Origin of the sequence: Alkalilacustris brevis (assembly GCF_003350345.1) — a bacterium.
Taxonomy (GTDB): Bacteria; Pseudomonadota; Alphaproteobacteria; order Rhodobacterales; family Rhodobacteraceae; genus Alkalilacustris; species Alkalilacustris brevis.
Genome location: NZ_QNVJ01000070.1, coordinates 60,321 through 79,845 on the forward strand (window position 1 = coordinate 60,321; position 19,525 = coordinate 79,845).

20 protein-coding genes, 2 tRNA genes and 3 pseudogenes are annotated in these 19,525 nt (G+C 65.3%); 8 read left to right on the plus strand and 17 right to left on the minus strand.

What is annotated here, in order from left to right; translation table 11 throughout:
• Positions 1 to 140 precede the first annotated feature (140 nt).
• From DQ229_RS11645 to DQ229_RS11655, 3 pseudogenes are all read left to right on the plus strand, one after another.
• Positions 141 to 485 (plus strand): annotated as a pseudogene (locus DQ229_RS11645) (IS21 family transposase); the annotation flags it as partial.
• Between the two features lie 82 nt (positions 486 to 567).
• Positions 568 to 927, plus strand: a pseudogene (locus DQ229_RS11650) (IS110 family transposase); the annotation flags it as partial.
• Positions 918 to 1,406, plus strand: a pseudogene (locus DQ229_RS11655) (transposase); the annotation flags it as partial. The pseudogenes DQ229_RS11650 and DQ229_RS11655, both read left to right, overlap by 10 nt.
• A 204-nt stretch (positions 1,407 to 1,610) precedes the next feature.
• On the opposite strand, the gene DQ229_RS11660 reads toward DQ229_RS11655, so the two are convergent.
• From DQ229_RS11660 to rpmH, 16 genes are all read right to left on the minus strand, one after another.
• Positions 1,611 to 1,685: transfer RNA gene (locus DQ229_RS11660), tRNA-Phe, on the minus strand.
• Between the two features lie 103 nt (positions 1,686 to 1,788).
• The gene (locus tag DQ229_RS11665) at positions 1,789 to 1,971 is read right to left on the minus strand and encodes a DNA gyrase inhibitor YacG (protein ID WP_114966442.1); all 183 of its coding nucleotides are present in this window, start codon (positions 1,969 to 1,971) and stop codon (positions 1,789 to 1,791) included.
• Positions 1,971 to 3,029 (minus strand): ribonuclease E/G, encoded by a 1,059-nt coding sequence (locus DQ229_RS11670; protein ID WP_114966443.1) that lies wholly within the window; start codon positions 3,027 to 3,029, stop codon positions 1,971 to 1,973. Before DQ229_RS11670 ends, DQ229_RS11665 begins: the two co-directional genes overlap by 1 nt.
• Positions 3,026 to 3,601: a Maf family protein gene (locus tag DQ229_RS11675; protein WP_114966444.1), complete on the minus strand. Its 576-nt coding sequence runs from the start codon at positions 3,599 to 3,601 to the stop codon at positions 3,026 to 3,028. Before DQ229_RS11675 ends, DQ229_RS11670 begins: the two co-directional genes overlap by 4 nt.
• Positions 3,602 to 3,605: 4 nt before the next feature.
• Entirely contained in the window at positions 3,606 to 3,824 is a 219-nt protein-coding gene (gene infA, locus DQ229_RS11680; protein WP_021097168.1) for a translation initiation factor IF-1, read from the minus strand.
• Between the two features lie 56 nt (positions 3,825 to 3,880).
• Entirely contained in the window at positions 3,881 to 4,792 is a 912-nt protein-coding gene (locus tag DQ229_RS11685) for a carbon-nitrogen hydrolase family protein (protein WP_114966483.1), read from the minus strand.
• Positions 4,793 to 4,809: 17 nt separating this feature from the next.
• Positions 4,810 to 5,721 carry an acetylglutamate kinase gene (gene argB / locus DQ229_RS11690; protein WP_114966445.1) on the minus strand — a complete coding sequence of 304 codons (912 nt, stop codon included), beginning with the start codon at positions 5,719 to 5,721 and terminating at the stop codon, positions 4,810 to 4,812.
• 91 nt (positions 5,722 to 5,812) lie between these two features.
• The gene (yihA, locus tag DQ229_RS11695) at positions 5,813 to 6,466 is read right to left on the minus strand and encodes a ribosome biogenesis GTP-binding protein YihA/YsxC (protein ID WP_114966446.1); all 654 of its coding nucleotides are present in this window, start codon (positions 6,464 to 6,466) and stop codon (positions 5,813 to 5,815) included.
• Complete coding sequence (locus tag DQ229_RS11700; RefSeq protein WP_420796868.1) at positions 6,463 to 7,071, minus strand: CatB-related O-acetyltransferase; 609 nt, start codon at positions 7,069 to 7,071, stop codon at positions 6,463 to 6,465. The genes yihA and DQ229_RS11700 overlap by 4 nt, the downstream gene beginning before the upstream one ends.
• Before the next feature lie 47 nt (positions 7,072 to 7,118).
• Positions 7,119 to 7,925 (minus strand): MOSC domain-containing protein, encoded by an 807-nt coding sequence (locus DQ229_RS11705; protein WP_238381056.1) that lies wholly within the window; start codon positions 7,923 to 7,925, stop codon positions 7,119 to 7,121.
• Positions 7,925 to 9,742 carry a membrane protein insertase YidC gene (gene yidC, locus DQ229_RS11710; protein ID WP_114966448.1) on the minus strand — a complete coding sequence of 606 codons (1,818 nt, stop codon included), beginning with the start codon at positions 9,740 to 9,742 and terminating at the stop codon, positions 7,925 to 7,927. Before yidC ends, DQ229_RS11705 begins: the two co-directional genes overlap by 1 nt.
• A gap of 438 nt (positions 9,743 to 10,180) precedes the next feature.
• Positions 10,181 to 11,743, minus strand: a complete 1,563-nt coding sequence (locus tag DQ229_RS11720) for a putative bifunctional diguanylate cyclase/phosphodiesterase (RefSeq protein WP_114966450.1) — start codon at positions 11,741 to 11,743, stop codon at positions 10,181 to 10,183.
• A 113-nt stretch (positions 11,744 to 11,856) separates the two neighbouring features.
• Positions 11,857 to 12,687, minus strand: a complete 831-nt coding sequence (gene ttcA, locus DQ229_RS11725; protein ID WP_114966451.1) for a tRNA 2-thiocytidine(32) synthetase TtcA — start codon at positions 12,685 to 12,687, stop codon at positions 11,857 to 11,859.
• Positions 12,680 to 12,940 carry a membrane protein insertion efficiency factor YidD gene (gene yidD / locus DQ229_RS11730; protein WP_114966452.1) on the minus strand — a complete coding sequence of 87 codons (261 nt, stop codon included), beginning with the start codon at positions 12,938 to 12,940 and terminating at the stop codon, positions 12,680 to 12,682. Before yidD ends, ttcA begins: the two co-directional genes overlap by 8 nt.
• Positions 12,937 to 13,395: a ribonuclease P protein component gene (gene rnpA / locus DQ229_RS11735; RefSeq protein WP_114966453.1), complete on the minus strand. Its 459-nt coding sequence runs from the start codon at positions 13,393 to 13,395 to the stop codon at positions 12,937 to 12,939. Before rnpA ends, yidD begins: the two co-directional genes overlap by 4 nt.
• 55 nt (positions 13,396 to 13,450) lie before the next feature.
• Positions 13,451 to 13,585: a 50S ribosomal protein L34 gene (gene rpmH, locus DQ229_RS11740; protein ID WP_114966454.1), complete on the minus strand. Its 135-nt coding sequence runs from the start codon at positions 13,583 to 13,585 to the stop codon at positions 13,451 to 13,453.
• Between the two features lie 219 nt (positions 13,586 to 13,804).
• On the opposite strand from rpmH, the gene DQ229_RS11745 reads away from it, so the two are divergent.
• The 5 genes from DQ229_RS11745 to DQ229_RS11770 all read left to right on the plus strand — a co-directional run bounded on the left by DQ229_RS11745 (position 13,805) and on the right by DQ229_RS11770 (position 18,248).
• The gene (locus DQ229_RS11745; protein ID WP_114966455.1) at positions 13,805 to 14,539 is read left to right on the plus strand and encodes a TVP38/TMEM64 family protein; all 735 of its coding nucleotides are present in this window, start codon (positions 13,805 to 13,807) and stop codon (positions 14,537 to 14,539) included.
• Positions 14,540 to 14,557: 18 nt separating this feature from the next.
• Positions 14,558 to 15,982, plus strand: coding sequence for a dihydrolipoyl dehydrogenase family protein (locus DQ229_RS11750; RefSeq protein WP_114966456.1), 1,425 nt, complete (start codon positions 14,558 to 14,560; stop codon positions 15,980 to 15,982).
• 21 nt (positions 15,983 to 16,003) lie between these two features.
• Positions 16,004 to 17,470, plus strand: a complete 1,467-nt coding sequence (locus DQ229_RS11755) for a sensor histidine kinase (protein ID WP_114966457.1) — start codon at positions 16,004 to 16,006, stop codon at positions 17,468 to 17,470.
• 14 nt (positions 17,471 to 17,484) lie between these two features.
• A tRNA-Arg gene (locus DQ229_RS11760) sits at positions 17,485 to 17,561 on the plus strand.
• 318 nt (positions 17,562 to 17,879) lie between these two features.
• Complete coding sequence (locus tag DQ229_RS11770; RefSeq protein WP_114966459.1) at positions 17,880 to 18,248, plus strand: hypothetical protein; 369 nt, start codon at positions 17,880 to 17,882, stop codon at positions 18,246 to 18,248.
• 405 nt (positions 18,249 to 18,653) lie between these two features.
• On the opposite strand, the gene DQ229_RS11780 is transcribed toward DQ229_RS11770, so the two are convergent.
• Positions 18,654 to 19,442: a cytochrome c oxidase subunit II gene (locus DQ229_RS11780; RefSeq protein ID WP_238381057.1), complete on the minus strand. Its 789-nt coding sequence runs from the start codon at positions 19,440 to 19,442 to the stop codon at positions 18,654 to 18,656.
• Between the last annotated feature and the right edge of the window lie 83 nt (positions 19,443 to 19,525).

Genomic DNA, 19,525 nt, shown 5'->3' on the forward strand with positions numbered 1-19,525 from the left:
ATCTGTGTTGTTGAAAAAACTGCGGATCGGCTGCGCACGCAGGGACTGGGGGGCAAGCTAGAGAATCTGGAGGCACGGCTGGCGCAGCTTGAGGCGGAGCTCGCACCCCACCGCAGCCAAGGCGTGTCATCAATGACTAGCGCCATTGTCTCGTGGTCGTTCAACGCAAGCCCGGAGCACTACGCAATGGTGCTCCCTTCGTTGAAATGCCCGAACCCTTCCGCGTGCTGCAGGCAAAGATTCTGCGTCAGCCCGGCGGAGTCCCCAAAATGGTCGATATCTTGTCGCTGGTCTTGCACCATGACGAACAGGCCGTGCTTTGCGCTGTGGAATTGGCGCTGGAGGCTGGTGTGTCGACCAATACCCATGTGCTGAACCTGCTCCACAGGCTGCTGGATGGCAAACCGACTGACCAGCCTGATGTGAACCCTCCTGCAGCCTTGTTGCTGAGCAAGGAGCCGGAGGCCAACGTCCGGCTCTGTTGATGGCGTGGATGCCCCCTCCTGACGGCATCGCAATGTGCCAATGTGATGTGTGTTGAAGCCATTGCAGAAGGAGAGAGCACCCATGTCTGAGGTTACCATCATCGGGATTGATCTGGCAAAGCGCGTCTTTCAGCTACACGGGGCGCGCCACGATGGGTCCGTGGTATTTCGCAAGAAGCTTTCACGCGGTCAGCTGCTTGCCTTCATCTCGCAGCATCCAGGTTGCGTTATCGCCATGGAAGCTTGCGCGACGGCGCACGGATGGGGCCGCGAGATTGAGAAGCTGAGGCATGACGTGCGCCTGATCCCACCGATCTATGTCAAGCCGTTCGTCAAGCGCCAGAAAAACGATGCGGCCGATGCCGAGGCGATCGTGGAGGCGGCTCTGCGCCCCACCATGCGCTTTGTCGCACTGAAGACGGCCGGCCAGCAGGCACGCGCCACCAGAGGTGCTGGGTTCACAAGACCGCCAATGTTCTCAACAAGTTCCCGAAATCGATGCAACCGGCGGTCAAGGCCGACCTGCGCGAGATCTGGCAGGCCGACACCCGCGCCGCAGCCGAGGCCGCACTGGACACCTTCGCCGAGAAATATGGCGCCAAGAATGAGAAGGCGGTGACGTGCCTGACCAAGGACCGCGAGACCCTGCTGACCTTCTACGATTTCCCGGCCGAGCATTGGGATCACCTGCGCACCGGCAACCCGATCGAGAGCGTGTTCGCCACCGTCCGGCACCGAACCGTGCGCACCAAGGGCGCGCTGTCGCACAAGACGGTGAAGCTCACGGTGTTCAAGCTCGTTCAGGCCGCCGCGAAGACGTGGCGGCGGCTGAAGGGCGCGAACCAGTTGCCAATGGTCATCGAAGGCGTCACATTCACCGACGGTGTCGCCGCAACCGACACCAAAAACCGCGCCGCTTGATCACGCCGCGTCACCCAAAATCCCGCATAGCTCCCCGCCTTCACCACTGGACCCTCCCCACCGATGTACCGATGGGTTTGTGGCCGGACAAGAAAGGAAGCACTTCCTCAGCCGGCCACTTCGCAAAGGGTGGATAATTAGGGGGGTAAGATCAACGTATATGCCTGTATTTCTATTATAAAGCAGGCACTTGCTGCAAAAAAATGGTGCCCGGGGGCGGAATCGAACCACCGACACGAGGATTTTCAGTCCACTGCTCTACCCCTGAGCTACCCGGGCACGGGTTTTGGCGCTACCGCCTTGGGGTGGCGTTTTCTTAGGCGAGGGTCGGGATACTGTCCAGAGGTGTTGGCAAAAAATTCCGTGCCCTCGCGGCAGATTGTCAGTGGCGCGGGGCAGGCGGCGCGGGAGATTGCTCTTCGTCCTCTGCTTCGCTGCCGATCTCCTCTCCGGGGATCGCATATTTGCCAGAGAACCATCGCCCCAGGTCGACATCGGCGCAGCGGCGCGAGCAGAAGGGGCGGTACTTGCGGTCGGTTTCGCGATTGCAGATCGGGCAGTGCATCAGTCACCTTGCGGGGCGAGGGATGTGGCCAGCGGCAGGCGGTCACGCCGCCGCTGCAGCTCGTAATGGCCCAGCGGGGTCCAGCCTGCAAGGCTTGTCTCGGCGGCGCTGCGGCGAAAGGCGGCGCGCAGGCTTTGTTCAAGCACCTGCCGGTCGCGCCGGGGCATCGGGGCAAAATCGACCGTGACCTGTCCCCCCAGCCCGCGCAGGCGCAACTGTCGGGGCAGTTCACGCGCCGCCGCGATATTGGCCTTGAGGCCCGCCGCCGGGCTGGTGTCGTGGCCGGTGTTGATATCGACAGCAATCAGCGCGCGGGTCGGCTCAATCACCATGCCGGCACCGCCGGGCAGTGGCACCTCGGGGTGCAACAGGGCGGTGATGGCCTCGTCGGCGCCGTGGCGGGCGAGCGCGTCGGGGCCTTCGGCCATCGTGTCGGGGGCGGGCTGCGCCCATTCGCGCCAAGCCAAATGATGCGCATCGGGCGGCGCCAGAAGCAATGCGGGCGGGCCGTCGACATCGGCGAGAATGGCCTCACTGAGCGTGCGCAACTCGGCAATCTCGGCGGATACGTCCGCTGTCTCGGCGTCCTCGGCGGCGCTGCGCAAGATCAGCCCGAGATCGGGCTGGGCGCCGGCCATGGCCCGCGCTGCCAGGGTTTGCAGGGTCTGACGCGTCTCTGGTGCCTGAATGCCGCGCGCGATATTCAGCCCCGGCGCATCGGGCGTTATGATCGCATAGCGGCCTTTCAACAGCAGTCGCGTGGTCAGAGGCACGGCCTTGCCCGGCTCGGCATGGCTTGAAACCTGCACGAGGATCGGCTGCCCCGGCCGCAGCCCCTTGACCTGCCGCAGAAAGCCCGAGGCCCCGCCGGGCAGGTCCACGAACACACCGCCCAGCCCCTTGACCGGCCGGCCAACGGTGCCGCGAAACAGGGTCTCCGGCGCGGGGCCGGCGCTTTCGGGCGGGTCTATGAACAGATCATCAAGTGCGCCGTCGATCATGCGCACGGCGGCCGTGCGGCCCGACATCTGCCCCAGAAGAACGGCGACCCCCTTCATGATACCGGCCACACCGGATAGCCCGCTGCCCCGAGCAGCGCCGCGGTTTCAGCCAGCGGCAGCCCCACGACGCCGGTGAACGATCCCGATATCCACGGGATGAACGCCCCGGCCCGGCCCTGAATGCCATAACCCCCGGCCTTGCCGCGCCATTCGCCGCTGGCCAGGTAGGCGTTGAGTTCATTGTCCGAGAGCCGCTTCATCCGCACGGCTGTTACCACGTCACGTTGCCATATGCGCGCGCCCAGCCGCAGCACCACTGCGGTGATGACCCGGTGGCGCCGCCCGCCCAGCGCCGTGAGGAAGGCGGCGGCTTCACCTGCATCCGAGGGTTTGCCCAGGATGCGCCGGCCAAGTGCCACGGTGGTATCGGCGCAAAGCACCAGTTCGTCCTCCGCAGCATCAACCGCGCGCGACTTCTCCAGCGCGATGCGCATGCAGTAGTTGCGCGGCAGCTCGCCACGGACGGGGGTTTCGTCGATATCCGCCGGCGCGATGCGGTCGGGTGTCACGCCAAGCTGCGCCAGCAGATCCCTGCGGCGCGGACTGGCCGACCCCAGAACAAGCCGCACGGCCTTACTTGAAACGATAATTGATACGACCCTTGGTCAGGTCGTAGGGGGTCATTTCCACTTGAACCCGGTCGCCCGCCAGAACACGGATGCGGTTCTTGCGCATCTTGCCTGCCGTGTGCGCGATGATTTCATGGCCGTTTTCAAGCTCGACCCTGAATGTCGCGTTCGGCAGGAGTTCCTTAACGACACCGGGAAATTCGAGCAATTCTTCCTTGGCCATTGTCACTCCATCACCTTGTCGCTCGCCCATATTTGCGAACATGCGCTTAAATGCGCTTATTGGCCCTGTTTTTCAAGGGGGTTGTCGTCGCTTTGCCGGATTTCAACCTGCGCGCAGCGCGTGATCTGCTCATTCCAATGGCTGAAGTTGCGCACGCCCCCCTGGCTGCGGACCTCGGCAATCGCCTTGCGCGAGACCTTGGCGAAGGCCCAGCCGGGTTCATTCAACGCGGTTTCCGTCAGAATGCCGGTGTCTGGCCAGCCGGTATCGGGCGGTCCGTAAATGGCCGCGCAGCCGATGTTGTGATCGACTGGCGGGCACCATTCAGCGGCGCCGACGGTCGCAGAATGGACGGTGACGCACTGGTTTTCCAGCGCGCGCGCCATTGCCCCCACGCGCACGCGGGTAAATCCGGCGCGGGTTTCGGTGCAGGACGGCACAAGCAGAATTTCCGCGCCTGCCTCGGAAAATGCGCGGGCAAACAGGGGGAATTCGCTGTCATAGCAGATCAGGATGCCGATGCGCCCCAACTCGGTGATGAAGAGTGTCAGCGCATTCCCCGGCACGACATCGAGCGGTGCGCGTTCATAGGGGGTCATGACCTGCTTGTCCTGATGGCCAAGCACGCCGTCCGGGCCGAAGAAGGTCGCCCGGTTGACCGGGCGCTCAATCCCGTCGAAGACCGGGCCGGAGCCGCCCAGGATGTGCACCCGATGTTTCGCGGCAAGCGCGGCGAGCAGCGCATCGGCCTGCGCGCGCCGTTCGGCTGCCGCAGCCAGTGCGCGCTTCGGGTCGGCAGCCGCCGCCGCGCCGGCAAGCGAGGCCAGCTCCATCGCGCCATATTCGGGAAAGACCAGCAGATCGGCACCTTTGCCAGCGGCCTCGCCAACCCAGCGGGTCAGCTTTTCTTCAACCGAAGCCCAGCTTTCATGCCACTCCAGCGGGTAGGCGGCCGAGGCGATGCTGATCGTATCCCGCCTGGTTGTCATGGCTGCGTCTGGGCTGGCGCCTGACTGTTTCGCGGTGCCGAACGGGGGCCGCGAATCAAGCTGCCCGCGCCATGTTCGGTAAACAGCTCCAGCAGGCAGGCATTGGCCGCCCGGCCATCGAGGATGACCACCGCCCGCACCCCGCCTTCGATCGCGGCCAGGGCGGTTTCGGTCTTGGGGATCATCCCGCCTGCGATCACACCGGCTTCGGTCAGCGCGCGCACCTGTTCGGGTTTCATGTCGGTGATCACCTCGCCCGAGGCATCCTTGACCCCCGCCACATCGGTCAGCAGCAGCAGCCGGTCGGCCTTCAGCGCGGCGGCCAGTGCCCCAGCGGCGGTGTCGCCGTTGATGTTGAAGGTCTCACCCGCGCGGCCGTGCCCGATGGGGGCCACGACGGGGATCATCCCGGCATCGAACAGCCGCGTAAGCACTTCGGGGTTCACCTCGTCGGGGCGGCCGACAAAGCCCAGGTCCGGGTCATCCGGCGAGCAGGTGATCAGCCGCGCATCCTTGCCCGAAAGGCCAACCGCCTTGCCGCCCTGATCGTTGATCGCCTGCACGATGCGCTTGTTGATCAGCCCCGACAGAACCATCTCGACCACCTCGATGGTGGCCGCGTCGGTCACGCGCTTGCCGCGCACGAAATCCGACGTGATGCCCAGCCGGCCCAGCAGGTCGTTGATCATCGGCCCGCCGCCATGCACGATCACCGGGTTGACGCCGACCTGGCGCATCAGAACCACGTCGCGGGCAAAGCTGGCCATGGCATCCTCGTCGCCCATCGCGTGGCCGCCGAACTTGATCACCACGATGGCGCCGGTATAGCGCTGCAGGTACGGCAGGGCCTCGGAGAGCGTCCGGGCGGTGGCGATCCAGTCACGGGTCATGGCGGTCTGCTTCTTCATTGGCGGGGCTTTCGAGGAATGATCGCTCTGGTATCCGGTTGCGGCGCCGCTGCCAAGGGTGGCGGGTGCTGGCGTAGCGGTTTTGCCGCGCTCAGGCTTGCGCGGCGATGATCGCCCGCAAGGTGGGAATGCCTTCGCCTGTGACCGAAGAGGTCAGCACCAGCTCGGGAAAGGCCGCGGGGTGTTTGGCCAGCCCCGCGCGCACTTGGGCGAGGTTCTTTTCGCGGGTTGCGGCATTGACCTTGTCGGCCTTGGTCAGCACGACCTGAAACGTCACTGCCGCACGGTCAAGAAGGCCCATGATCTCGGTGTCGGGCTTTTTCAGCCCGTGGCGCAGGTCCACCAGTACGAAAGCCCGGCGTAATGTGGGCCGCCCGGCCAGATAGTCCTTGAGCAGGCGCTGCCATTTCTCGACCACTGCTACTGGCGCCTCGGCAAAGCCATAGCCGGGCAGGTCAACGATGTAATGGCTTTCGCCAGCGGTGAAATAGTTGATCTCCTGCGTGCGGCCGGGAGTGTTGGAGGTGCGTGCCAGCGCCTTGCGGCCGGTCAGCGCATTGATCAGGCTCGATTTGCCGACATTCGAGCGCCCCGCGAAACAGACCTCTGGCCGGTCGGCGGGCGGCAGCCCCGACATCGCCACCACCCCCTTGAGGAAATCGACCTGGCCCGCAAACAGTTTGCGCCCGCGCTCCAGTTCGGCCGCGTCGGGTTCCTCGGCGATATGGAAGGGGAGCGTGGTCATGTGGCGGCCCTCAGGGCGTCGATATCGGCACCGCGAATGGCGCCAAGGTTTCGGGTGATCTTTGCAACGGGCCAAGCCCACCAGGCAATGTCAAGCAACGCAGAGACGGTATCTGCGTCAAACCGCTGTCGCAACTCGCGTGCGGGGTTGCCGCCAACGACCGCATATGGCGCGACATCTTGGGTGACGACCGCGCGCGCAGCAATGATCGCGCCGGGGCCGACGGTCACGCCGGGCATTATCCAGGCCTCGCTGCCAATCCAGACATCGGCGCCGATGCGGGTGTCGCCACGCATGCCTTTCGCCCAGCTTTCCGGGTCGAAACCGGCCTCCCAGCCATTTGCGAAGATGTTGAAGGGATAGGTCGAGAACCCGTCCATCGCATGATTGGCGCCACTCATGATGATCTGTGCGCCGGTCCCGATGGCGCAAAACGGCCCGATGATCAACCGGTCGCCGACAAAGTCGAAGTGATAGCGCACGTTGCGGTCAAAAAATGCTTCGGGCTGGTCAGGGTCGTCGTAATAGCTGTAGGCGCCAGCCTCGACATTGGGCCGCCCTTGTGCAAGCGGGCGCAGGAACACCACGCGCGGGTGGCCGGGCATCGGGTGCAGTATGTCCGGGTCGGGGCCGTTATGCTGACATGCGTCTGTCATGGTATCAAAACCTGATCGCCGGGGCTGATCTCGCCCCCGTCAAGCACCGTCACATAAACACCGAAGTCACGATGACCATAGGCATCTTTCAAAGCCCCCAGCGTGTCGGCATCCAGCGCGCCGGTTTCGGGATTGGCGCAGGTGGCCTTGCAACGGGTGATGCGCCGCTCGACGCGCAGACGGGTGGCGCCGATGCATATCTCGCGCCCGACCAGATCGAACTCGACCCAGGGCGGCAGCCCGTCCACCCAGAGGTTGCCGCGAAAACGGTGGATCGAGAGCGGCACGCCCATCTGCGCCTCGAGCGCGCGCAACGAGCCGAGGCTGAGCAGCGAAACGAAAGGTTCCGGCCGGTCGGTCAACCCACCCTCCTGCAATGTGACAAGCGCTTGCGGCGCGGGCAGGTCAGCAGGCCAGAGCGGATGCAGCCAGGAAATCAGCGCCTTACCCGCGCCTGGCGCGGCGGGGCGAATATCCAGCCTGCCGGCCTTGGGGTGGGTCAGGGCCAGGCGCGCGTCATTGCCTTCCGCTGTGGCTTCCGCGCGGATGGCCATAAGCTCGGGCGCGGCTACCCCGCGCAAGAACCGCCCCTTTGGCACCCAGCTGTCGATAACGCCGCCGGGGCCGGGGGCGATGTCGGCCTCTGCATGGGCGACCGCCCAACGGCGATCCAGCGGCAACCTGCGGCCCGGCGCAAGCCGGACGCGCGCCAGTTCCTCGTGACCGATGGCCTTGATCGGGTGGCGACAGACATGGGCAAGCCGCCCGGTCATTTCGCCCGGTGCAGACCCACCCGATGCCATCACTCGGAGTCCTTGCTTTTTCGGGTGGGCAGGCTGCTGCGGATATTGCCCAGCAGATCAGGCTTGTGCCCGGTCGAACGCATGATCAGGTACTGCTGCGAGAAGGTGATCACGTTGTTGGCGATCCAGTAGAGCACCAGCCCCGAGGCAAAACCGCCCAGGATGAACATGAAGACCCACGGCATCCAGTTGAAGATCATCGCCTGGGTCTTGTCGGGCGGCGCGGGGTTGAGCCGCATCTGCAGCCACATCGACACGCCCAGCAAGATCGGCAGGATGCCGATGAAGATCAGCGCCATGATGCTGTTGGGATCGGGCGTGCCCCAGGGCAGAAGCCCGAAGAGGTTCATGAGCGAGGTCGGGTCGGGTGCGGACAGATCCTGGAACACCCCGAACCACGGCGCATGCCGCAGCTCGATGGTGACGAAGATCACCTTGTAGAGCGAGAAGAAGATCGGGATCTGCAACAGGATCGGCAGGCAGCCCGCGGCCGGGTTGACCTTCTTTTCCTTGTAGAGCCTGACCATCTCCTGCTGGAGCTTCTGGCGGTCGTCGCCAGCGCGTTCCTTGATCGCCTGCATCTCGGGTTGCAGCTCTTTCATCTTGGCCATGGAGACATAGGACTTCCAGGCCAGCGGCAACAGCACCGCCTTGATGATGAAGGTCAGCGCGATGATCGACCAGCCCATGTTGCCGATGAAGCCGTTGATCCAGTAGAGCACCGCGAAGATCGGCTTGGTCAGGAAGAAGAACCAGCCCCAGTCGATCGAGTCGACGAAACGGTCGATGCCCAGGTCGTTCTGGTAGTTGCGGATCGTCGTCCATTCCTTGGCGCCGGCGAACAGCATGGTGGTGACTTCATGCCCCGCGCCGGGCGCAAGGGTCACGGCGGGCATGTCGACACGGGTCTGATAGACATCGCGGCTTTCGACATAGCGCGACACCGCCGTAAAGGGCTGGCCCGGCTGCGGGATCAGCGTGGCCATCCAGTATTTGTCGGTGAACCCGATCCAGCCGTTCGATTCGACCTCGGTGTGCTCGGCATTGGCGCCTTCCCGCTCGAGGAAGCGGTAGCTGGTCATGTTGGAATAGCTGTCTTCGTTCAGTGTGCCATCCGACATCTGCAACATGCCTTCATGCAGGATGAAGAAATTGGTCGTATCGGAGGGCTCGCCATGGCGGGCGATGATACCGTATGGCGCCAGGCGGACATCGCCTTCGGTGCTGTTCACGACACTCTGGGTGACAGAGAACATGTAGTTGTCGTCAACCTCGAAGCGGCGCAGAAAGGTCATGCCGCGCGCATTTTCCCATTCCAGGATGAGCGGCCGGCCGGGGGCGAGGGTTTCGCCTTCGCGCAAGCTCCATTCGGTGTTGGGGCCGGGCACATCGGCGAAATCGAGCGCGCCGCCGGGCGCCCAGCCGTAAATCGCGTAGAAGGCCTCGGGGCCGTCGACCGGCTTGAGCAGCTGGACGATCGGCGAGTCCTCGTCCAGCGTTTCGCGATAGTCGCGCAGCGACAGGTCATCGAGCCGGCCACCCATCAGCGAAATCGTCCCGGTCAGGCGCGGGGTTTCGATCGCCAGGCGCGGGGTGTCGGCGGTTTCATCGGGGGCTTCGCTTTCGCCCGCAGCGGGCGCCTCGCCCGGTGCCTCACCTGGCGCGGGGGGCGGGGTGAGCCCGTCGCCTTCGATCACCGCCTCCTGTCCGGGGCTTTCCGGGGCCGGCTCGGGGGGCGGGAACACCACGAACCAGACAAGGATCACCAGGAAGCTGAGGACCGTGGCGAGGAGGAGGTTCTTGTTCTGATCGTCCATGAAAACCCGTGCCCGTCGATTTTGACTCGTGCGCCGTTCAACAGGGCCGCGTCGCCGCCGTCAAGCGCTTTTCCCCGACTCACCCGGCTGTGCGCGGGGCGTAGGCCCACGCGATGGCGCGGGGGCACGCCACCTTGGACAAGCTGCGGGGACGTAAATCGCGGTTTCGGGTGCCGCTGGCCTGGCTGTGATGCGCGGGCGGGATGCCATTCTGTCACTCTGTTTCGGCAGGATGCACATTTGGCGCGCGCCGGATGCCTTCGGCGAGGATATTTTCGCCAAGAAGAAGGGCCGTGCGCCCGGCAAAGCTTTGCCGGATGGGTGCCGCGCCGGGGTGTTCGCAAGATGCTCGCTCGGGCGCGTGAGGCGCCGGGGCGTCGCCGCCTGCCTGCAATTCCGGCGCAGGCAACAGCTGCCCCTTTTGGTGGGCGGGTGTGCTCAACCCAGGCGGCGGCCGGATGGGTGGCTTGCGATATCGGTTATGGCAAGGCGGTTGCGATGGCTGCGTATCCAGCCGGCAACGGCGTCGGCGGCCATCGGCCGGGCAATGACGAAGCCCTGCACGCTGTGGCAGCCCAGTTGTGCGAGCATGGCGTGCTCCTGAGGGGTTTCGACCCCTTCGGCCAGGGTTTCCAGCCCCAACCGCTCGGCCAGTGAGAGAATCGCGGCAACCATGCGCTGCTGGTCTCGGTCTTCGTCGATGCGGGTGACGAAGCTGCGGTCGATCTTGATGCGGGTTACGCCGAATCGCCGGATATTGCTGATCGAGGCCTGCCCGGTGCCGAAATCATCCAGATCGATCCGGCAGCCAAGGCGGCCAAGCCGCCGCAGGGTCTGCACCACCATGTCATCCCCTGCCTGGGCGACGACGGTTTCGAGCACCTCCACGGTCAGCCGCTCGGGGGCAAGGCCATAGCGGTCTAGCTCCCACTGCACCTTTTCAGGCAGACGGGGATTGCGCAGTTCCTCGGGCGCGAAATTCACTGCCACACCCGGAATGTGGAGCGCGCGCGCCTCCCAATGGGCAAGCTGACGTAGCGCGCCGCTCAGCATTACCTCGCCCAGTCTTTCGGCCAGGCCCGAGGCAAGCAAATCGGGCAGAAACTGTTCGGGGGTGAGCAGGCCGCGCTCGGGATGGTGCCAGCGCACGAGCGTCTCGAATCCGGTGACTTCGCCGGTATCGGTGGAAATCTGCGGTTGAAAGAAGGGGCGCAGTTCGCCGTTTTCGAGGGCGGGCGCAAAGCGGTTGCGCAGGGCCAGCAGGTCGGCGCGCGCCTTGCGCATGGCCGGGGTATAGGCCCGGATCGCGCCCGGCCCGCTGCGCCGGGCGTCATCCAGCGCGAGTTCAGCCGCCTCCAGAAGGGTCGCGCCATCGGGGCTGTTGATGGTATCGGGTAGCGCAAAGCCCGCGCTTGCGACCGGATGGATGGTGTTGCCGTTGATCGACAGCGGCGCCTCGACCACCTCCTGCAGGCGGGCGGCCAGTTGCAGCGTGCTTTCCAGATCGAGCCGGTAGCCCGGTGCCAGCGCAACGGCGAAGCTGGCATTGTCGAGCCGCGCCAGGGTGTCGCTGTCACGCAGGAATGTGGCAAGGCGGGTGCTTGTTACTTGCAGCATCTCGCTGAAACCGGCCGTGCCTTCATGGCGCGACACATCCCCGGCATTGTCGATGGAAAGGGTGATGCAGGCGCTCTTGCGGCCGTCATTTGCAGGCAACGCGAATGTTTCATCCAGCCGCTCGATCACTGCCTTGCGCAGGAAAAGGCCGGTGAGCGCGTCGCGCGCCTCGTGCCTGTCCGGATCAGACCGCAGCACCGGAGCCAGTAGCCCGGCCAGCGCATAGATGCCGGGGATCGCCAGCGCGGTCAGAATCAGGGCATCCTCGCCCCCCAGCCAGAACGCGGCCAGCGTGATAGCGGGCAGAAAGGCCAGCAGTTCGGGCCTGCGCGCGAATCGCAGCATCCTGATGAGAAAACGCGGCGCCGGGGCGTTGGCGGACATTGCGGGCGGCTCCTTCGCTCGGCAGATGGCGGTCATGCCACCTGATGCGCAGGCTAGCCGTGTCGTCTGGGGCTTTTGTTAATGTGCCAGGGGCTTTCTGTGCAGGATTTTCCTCAAATGCCGTCCTTCGGCGCGAGCGCCGCGAAATCGAACAGGCCCCTGTCGAGCAGGTGTGAGGGGCGCGCGTTCATCAGCGCCCGGAACATCACCTGCCGGCGGCCGGGGCTGCGTGTTTCCCACTCGTCGAGCAGCTTCTTGACCTGCATGCGCTGCAACCCGTCCTGGCTGCCGCACAGATCGCAGGGGATGACCGGATAATTCATGGCGCGGGCAAAGCGGGCGCAATCGGCCTCGGCCACATGGGCCAGCGGGCGCAGCACCAGAAGGTCGCCTTCTTCGTTGACCAGTTTCGGCGGCATGGTGGCCAGCCGCCCGCCATGAAAGAGATTCATGAAGAAGGTTTCGAGAATGTCGTCGCGGTGATGTCCGAGAACCACGGCCGAACAGCCCTCTTCGCGCGCGATGCGATAGAGGATGCCGCGCCGCAGTCGCGAACACAGCGCGCAATAGGTGCGCCCTTGCGGCACCTTTGCTGTCACGATCGAATAGGTGTCCTGATACTCGATCCGGTGGGGGATTTCATGCTCGCTCAGGAAATCAGGCAGCACGGTCGCCGGAAAGCCGGGCTGCCCCTGGTCGAGGTTGCAGGCCAGCAACTCGACCGGCAGGAGGCCCCGCCATTGCAACTCGGTCAGCGCGGCCAGCAGGGTGTAGCTGTCCTTGCCGCCCGAAAGGCACACCAGCCAGCGCGCACCGGGCGTGACCATGCCGTAATCCTGGAGCGCGGCCCGGGTTTCGCGGATGATGCGCTTGCGCAGCTTGCCGAATTCGGCGCTGTCGGGGGCATTGCGCAGCAGGCGGGGCAGCGTATCGGTTTCAGGCATCCTTGCGTTTGTCCCTGTCATGCTCGGGGTCGGTGCCGGGCACCGGATCATAGCCGGATGCGCCCCAGGGGTGGCAGCGCCCGATCCGCCGGATCGTCAGCCACCCGCCCCTGAGCGCCCCGTGGCGATTCAGGGCCTCCAGGGCATAGGCCGAACAGGTCGGCTGGTAGCGGCAGTTATGCCCGACCCAGGGCGAAAACAGCAGCCGGTAGGCCCGAACCGGCAGCGAAAGCAGCCAGGCGCCGGGGGTCATGACCGTTCCGCCTGCGGACGGGGCGCGTGGATACGTTCGAGCGCGCGGTGCAGATCGTCCAGCAGCAGGGCAAAGTCGCGCTCATTCGTGGCGCCGGGGCGGCCGACCAGAACATAATCCCACCCCGGACGCCCCAGGCGGGGCAACAGCGCGCGCGCGGCGGCGCGCAGGCGGCGCTTGGCGCGATTGCGGGTGACGGCGTTGCCGATCTTGCGCGAACAGGTGAAGCCCACGCGGATCACTTCGGCGGGCGCGCCCTCGTCGGGGCGGCGTTTGCGCGCCTGCAAAAGCAGGCTTGCCGCGCTCTGGCGGCGGGCGCGGGCGGCACGCAGGAAATCGCTGCGGCGGCGCAGGGTCTCGACCGCGGGCAGGGCCTCCGCACATGAAGAAACCGCCGGATCCGCATCGGTGGCCCCGGCGCGATGCCCTGCCACGTCTGCGTCCGGCGGCGTCATGCGACATGCCCCTTGCGGCTTGACGCGCCCGCGATCAGGCGCGCCTCGTGCGCGATCAGGCCGAGAGCTTCTTGCGGCCCTGGGCGCGACGCAGGTTGATGATCTTGCGGCCGGCCTTGGTGGCCATGCGGGCGCGGAAGCCATGGCGCCGCTTGCGAACCAGATTGCTGGGTTGATAGGTGCGTTTCATCGCTTGGTGTCCTCTGGTCTGCGCGGCCCGCCCTGACCGGAACGGCCACGCTGAAACTTTGAAGCCCGGTCTTTAGGCGAGCTTGGCGGCCAAGTCAATTGATCCGCTGCCTATGTGTGGCGGCATGCAACACCCGCAATCAAGCCGGCGTGATCGCAACGAAAAATCATAACCCCTGCGGTGCCCCGTGCGTAAGTACCCTCAGGAGGAAGTTGCCGCATGAGTGAAAGCATGACAGGTTTCCGCGCCGGTGTCCTGCGGCGTCTGCCACTGGCCATTATCATCGTGGTCGCGATATTCGGCGCGCTGTTTTTGCGCGACCAGGTCGGGTTCGAGGCGCTGGCCGCCCATCGCGAGGCGCTGGCCGCCTTTCGAGATGCCCATTATGCCTGGGCAGCGCTGGCCTTTGTCGCGGCCTATGTCGCGGTGGTCGCGTTTTCGCTGCCGGGCGGGACGGTTGCGTCGCTCACCGGGGGTTTTCTGTTCGGGCTGTTTCCCGGTGTCCTGTTCAACGTGACCGGGGCGACGCTGGGCGCTGTCGCCTTGTTTCTGGCGGTGCGTGCGGGGTTTGGCGACCAGCTTGCCGCGCGAATCGACGCAAGCAAGGGGCGGGCACGGCGCCTCAAGGCCGCGCTCGAGGAAAACGCATTCTCCACCTTGCTGACCGTGCGCCTGATTCCCGCGGTGCCGTTTTTCGTGGCCAACCTGTTGCCGGCGCTGGTGGGGATGCGGCTGGCGCCCTACGCGGCGGCAACCTTTCTGGGCATCATCCCCGCCGGGCTTGTCTATACATGGGTTGGCGCCGGTCTGGGCGAGGTGATCGAGCGCGGTGAAACCCCTGACCTGGGGATCATGTTCGAATGGCCCATCCTGGGGCCATTGTTGGGGCTGGCGGCGCTTGCAGCGCTGCCGCTGGTGGTGCGGGCGCTGCGGCGCCGTCCGCCGCTCGACTGACAGGGAAGGCAGGGAAAGATGGAGCGGATCAAGACGGACCTCGGTGTGATCGGCGCAGGTTCGGGCGGGTTGTCGGTGGCGGCGGGCGCGGTGCAGATGGGCGCCCGCGTCGTGCTGATCGAAGGCGGCGAAATGGGCGGCGACTGCCTCAATCACGGCTGTGTGCCTTCCAAATCGCTCATCGCGGCGGCGCGCGCGGCCCATGCGGTTGGGGCGGGCGCGCCTTTCGGGGTCACGGCGCCGGGCGGGGCGGTGATGGATTTTGCCGCGACCAAGGATCATGTCGCGGGCGTGATCGCCGCGATTGCCCCCCATGACAGCGAGGAACGCTTTGCAGGCCTTGGTGTGAAGGTGATTCGCGACTGGGCGCGCTTTACCGGCCCGCGCACGGTTGTTGCCGGGAATTTCGAAATCCGCGCGCGGCGTTTCGTGATCGCGACCGGCTCGCGCCCGGTGGCTCCTCCTGTTCCCGGGCTCGACGCGGTGCCTTACCTGACCAACGAGACCATCTTCGCCCTGCGCAAGCGTCCGGACCACCTGATCGTGCTGGGGGGCGGGCCCGTCGGGCTTGAGATGGCACAAGCGCACAGGCGCCTTGGCAGCATGGTCAGCGTGATCGAAGCTGAGCGCGCCCTGGGCCGCGAAGACCCCGAGCTGGCCGCGATCGTGCTGGAGAAGCTGCGTGCCGAAGGGGTCACGATCCACGAAGGAACGGCGCTGGAGGGGCTGCGCGGCACGGCAGGCGCCATCGAGGCCGAACTGGATACCGGCGCGGTGCTGCATGGCTCGCACCTGCTGGTGGCCGCGGGGCGAAAGCCGAATGTTGAACGGCTTGACCTGGATCGCGCCGGTATACGCCACGATGACAGTGGAATCACGGTCGATGCCGGGCTGCGCACGTCCAACCGGCGGGTCTATGCGCTGGGCGATGTCGCCGGACGGGGGCAGTTCACCCATCTTGCGGGCTATCAGGCGGGGGTCGTGCTGCGCTCGGCCCTGTTCGGGCTGCCTGCGCGCGTGCGCGAAGGGCACATACCGCGTGTCACCTTCTGTGACCCCGAGCTTGCCCATGTCGGCCTGAGCGAGCCCGAGGCTCGCGCCCGCCACGGTGATGCGGCGCTGACCGTCTTGCGCATACCCTATACCGAAAGCGACCGCGCGCGCGCCGAAGGGCACGGCAATGGCCTGGTCAAGGTAATGGTGGTGCGCGGCCGCCCCGTGGGGGCGGCGATCGCCGGGCCGCAGGCCGGCGAGTTGATCGCCACATGGGCGCTGGCCATATCGGCGGGGCTGAAGATGAGTGCCATTGCCGCAACGGTTCTGCCATATCCCACGCTGAATGAACTGAACAAACGTGCAGCCTCAGCCTATTTTTCCCCTAAACTCTTTGATAACCCTGTTGTGAAGAGGGTCGTCAGGACAGTGCAGAGGGTGCTGCCCTGAAGGCCCGCAAAGGGCGAGGGCATGTTTCTGAATACACTCTCAGGCCGTTTCCTAATGCTGACGGTGATCTTCGTCATGCTGGCCGAAGTGTTGATTCTCGTGCCCTCGGTTGCACGCTTTCGCGAGGATTACCTGCTCACCCGGCTTGAACGGGCGCAGATCGCCTCGCTGGCGCTCCTGGCAACCGAAGGGGTCATTTCGGAAGAACTCGAGGAAGAACTGCTGACCAACGCCGGCGTTTTCAACGTGGTGCTGCGCCGTGATGCACTGCGCGAGCTGGTGTTGTCCTCGCCCATACCGGCGCCGATCCACGCGACATATGACCTGCGCGACCCCGGGCCCTTTGAACTGATCCGCGACGGCATGTCCGTGTTGTTCGACCGTGAAAACCGGGTCATCCGCGTTATCGGCGACCCGGTGCGCGAAGCCGGGCTGCTGATCGAGGTCACGACCGAGACCGAGCCGATGCGGCAGGAGATGCTGGAATATGGCGCGCGCATCCTGATCCTTTCGGCGGTGATCTCGGTGCTCACCGCGCTCTTGCTGTTCCTGGCGGTGCGTTACCTGATGGTCACACCGATCCGGCGCGTGGTGAACCATATGACCGCCTATGCCGCGGCGCCCGAGGACGCGCGCCGCATCATCACCCCCACCTCCACCGTGCGCGAACTGCGCGAGGCCGAGGACGCGCTGGAAGGGTTGCAGCGACAGCTCACCACGGCGCTGCGCCAAAAGGACCGGCTGGCGCAGCTGGGCGGTGCGGTGGCCAAGGTCAGCCATGACCTGCGCAACATCCTTACCACCGCCTCGCTGTTCGCCGACCGGATGGAAAGCAGCGACGACCCGGCCGTGGCCCGCGCCGCGCCCAAGTTGGTGGGTTCGCTAGCGCGGGCGGTGAACCTGTGTGAAAGCACGCTCGCCTTCGGCAAGGCCGAAGAGCCCCCGCCGCGCCTCGCACGCCTGCCGTTGCGCCCGCTGGTGGCTGACGTGGTCGAGAACGAACAGCTTGGCGCGGCCGAGGGCGGGCAGGTCGAATTCATCACCGATGTGCCCCCGCACCTGATGATCCGCGCCGATGCCGAGCAGCTTTTCCGTATCTTGTCGAACCTGGTGCGTAACGCCCGCCAGGCGATCGAGGCGACAGGAGATCCGGGCACCATCGAACTTGGCGCGGGCGAGGATGACAACCACTGGTGGATCCGGGTGGGCGACACCGGGCCAGGGCTGCCCGAGAAGGCGCGCGAGCATCTGTTCATGCCCTTTCAGGGTGGTGCGCGCCAGGGCGGCATCGGGCTGGGACTGGCGATCTCGGCCGAGCTGGTGCGCGGACATGGCGGCCGGCTGGAATTGCGCCGCAGCGACGAGGACGGCACCGAGTTCATGATCCGGTTGCCGAAAGGCGGCGACTCTGCCGAAGTGTCGGGTTCTGCGGCCAACGGGCAGCAAGATGCGGATTCTCCCCTTGCAAAGCCCCGCGCGGACAGGTAGATCGCCCTCACCGCGCACCGGTAGCTCAGCTGGATAGAGCACCAGACTACGAATCTGGGGGCCGGGGGTTCGAATCCTCCCCGGTGCGCCATTCCCTCAATCTTAAGTAGCTGAAAATAAATATATAATTTAACCAAGACGGCGACGGGGCGATAATTTGCCGCCCATTTTGCACCCATTTTGCTGCACATATGCGGGCCACACAAGGGCTTGCCCCCAGCCCGGACATCGCGCAACAAAGGTCTCTATGAGAAAGCCTCCGGTCATCCGCCGCGGCGACACATGGCACCTGCGCAAGCGGGTTCCCAAGCGTTATCACCGGGTTGAACCGCGCAATGTCGTATGGGTCAGCCTACACACCGATTCCGAATCCATAGCCCGCCAATAGGCTGAGCACATCTGGGCCGACATGATCGAGGCATGGGAAGCGCGACTGGCCGGAGACAGCGCGGATGCCGAACGGAGGTTCGAGGCCGCCCGGGAACTCGCCCAGGTGCGCGGCTATCGCTATCTCACAGCAGGTCGCGTCGCCAATCTGCCGATCTACGACCTTGTTGAGCGAATCGAGGCGGTGGCAGCGCAGGGCCGCGGCCGAGATCAAAAACCCCGGGATATTGAGGCCGCTGCACTCCTGGGCGGTGCGGAGGCGCCACCGATCACGGTCAGCCGTGCGCTGGAGTTGTTCTGGACACTGGCTGCCGACCGGGTGCATGGCAAGAGCGCCGACCAGATCCGTCGCTGGCGCAATACGAGAAGCAGCACATCACGGACGAAGTAGCCGACAAGAAGGAGCCCCGCCGTCAGCAGGATCGTGTCGGTGTCGATCCAGCGCTGCTGCCTCATGCGGTTGCTTCCCCCTGCGGCGCGTCTCCGCGCCTCTGCAGAAGAACAACTTCCCGCGCTCGGTTCCGTTCCTACCTATCCGCAAGACAGGGCTGGTCTTGGGAATGGTTCGCGGCTTCAGCCATTCAAAGGCCGGAACGGCCGCCCACGGCGCGAGGGCGCAGTGCCGCTTCTGCACGCTCGGTTTCTTTCATATATCCTGCGGTCTTGAAGAGGCTGTAACACTCCTCTTCGCCGAACAGGTTGCACAGGTGGCCGACCACCGGCCAAGGCTCATCATTGGTTTGGGCGGCAGCCTTTCCAATCAGTGCCTTGCGCAGCCGGATTGGGCCGGCGCAGATCAAGGCGCTTGTGCGATTTCGGACGTGGAAAGGACGGCAGCAAGTTCGGCCGGGTCATGGACATGTACATCAAAGCGCATGTGGCCATGCTCCAGCCCGCAGAATTCGGCACAATGCCCCTCCAGCGCCCCCGGAGCGCCGGCTATCAGGCGCAGCACATTCACGCGGCCTGGCACGGCATCCATCTTGCCCGCAAGGCGTGGTACCCAGAAGGAATGGATCACGTCGCGGCTGGTGATGATGATGTCTACCGGCTGACCGCTGGGCAGATGCAGGATGTCCACCGTCTGCGTCCCGCCATGATCGGGGTAGCGAAAAGTCCAGTTCCATTGCCCGGCCTCGGCCTCGATCCGCGGCACAGGGTCCGATGGCAACAGTCCTACTCCCGCAATGAGCGAAACCACAACCAGCGGCGGCAGCACCAGCGCAGGCAGCACGAGCCCACCCCAGATGATCCAGCTTCGCCCCGACACCTGCGCGCCCCGCAGCGGTCGCCAGGCCGCAATCGCCCGAAGTCCCATCATCAGCGCAAGCAGCACTGCGCCGCCCGCGAACACCCACCAGCCAAGCTGGGCGAGGGGACGAGCGACCGGACCTACGGGTTCTAAGGTCGAGAGCGGACCGTCGCAGCCAGAAACCGTCAATACAACCGCCGCGATCACCCCGCCGCGCAGAATCCTGTCCAGCCCCGGCGTGGAAGTACCATCATACGACCCGAGGAAGAGCCACCCAGAACATCCGCGACGTCTGGCGCTGGCCAAAGTCCTGTCGTCGACGCCGTGAGACATCGTGACACCGAGTCTGCGGTTGCCCTCATTGGCCATCCGATCCACGCCATGCTGGTGCATTTTCCCATCCCCAAGACGCCGCG

Bases quoted from the DNA above. Each gene is read 5' to 3' on its own strand.
- DQ229_RS11700 (WP_420796868.1), bottom strand. From the start codon at position 7,071: ATGCCCGGCCACCCGCGCGTGGTGTTCCTGCGCCCGCTTGCACAAGGG.
- yidC (WP_114966448.1), bottom strand. From the start codon at position 9,742: ATGGACGATCAGAACAAGAACCTCCTCCTCGCCACGGTCCTCAGCTTC.
- yihA (WP_114966446.1), bottom strand. From the start codon at position 6,466: ATGACCACGCTCCCCTTCCATATCGCCGAGGAACCCGACGCGGCCGAA.
- DQ229_RS11750 (WP_114966456.1), top strand. From the start codon at position 14,558: ATGGAGCGGATCAAGACGGACCTCGGTGTGATCGGCGCAGGTTCGGGC.
- rnpA (WP_114966453.1), bottom strand. From the start codon at position 13,395: ATGACGCCGCCGGACGCAGACGTGGCAGGGCATCGCGCCGGGGCCACC.
- ttcA (WP_114966451.1), bottom strand. From the start codon at position 12,687: ATGCCTGAAACCGATACGCTGCCCCGCCTGCTGCGCAATGCCCCCGAC.
- rpmH (WP_114966454.1), bottom strand. From the start codon at position 13,585: ATGAAACGCACCTATCAACCCAGCAATCTGGTTCGCAAGCGGCGCCAT.
- DQ229_RS11665 (WP_114966442.1), bottom strand. From the start codon at position 1,971: ATGCACTGCCCGATCTGCAATCGCGAAACCGACCGCAAGTACCGCCCC.
- DQ229_RS11670 (WP_114966443.1), bottom strand. From the start codon at position 3,029: ATGAAGGGGGTCGCCGTTCTTCTGGGGCAGATGTCGGGCCGCACGGCC.
- DQ229_RS11755 (WP_114966457.1), top strand. From the start codon at position 16,004: ATGTTTCTGAATACACTCTCAGGCCGTTTCCTAATGCTGACGGTGATC.
- DQ229_RS11720 (WP_114966450.1), bottom strand. From the start codon at position 11,743: ATGTCCGCCAACGCCCCGGCGCCGCGTTTTCTCATCAGGATGCTGCGA.
- DQ229_RS11705 (WP_238381056.1), bottom strand. From the start codon at position 7,925: ATGGCATCGGGTGGGTCTGCACCGGGCGAAATGACCGGGCGGCTTGCC.
- yidD (WP_114966452.1), bottom strand. From the start codon at position 12,940: ATGACCCCCGGCGCCTGGCTGCTTTCGCTGCCGGTTCGGGCCTACCGG.
- argB (WP_114966445.1), bottom strand. From the start codon at position 5,721: ATGAAGAAGCAGACCGCCATGACCCGTGACTGGATCGCCACCGCCCGG.
- DQ229_RS11745 (WP_114966455.1), top strand. From the start codon at position 13,805: ATGAGTGAAAGCATGACAGGTTTCCGCGCCGGTGTCCTGCGGCGTCTG.
- DQ229_RS11770 (WP_114966459.1), top strand. From the start codon at position 17,880: ATGATCGAGGCATGGGAAGCGCGACTGGCCGGAGACAGCGCGGATGCC.
- infA (WP_021097168.1), bottom strand. From the start codon at position 3,824: ATGGCCAAGGAAGAATTGCTCGAATTTCCCGGTGTCGTTAAGGAACTC.
- DQ229_RS11780 (WP_238381057.1), bottom strand. From the start codon at position 19,442: ATGTCTCACGGCGTCGACGACAGGACTTTGGCCAGCGCCAGACGTCGC.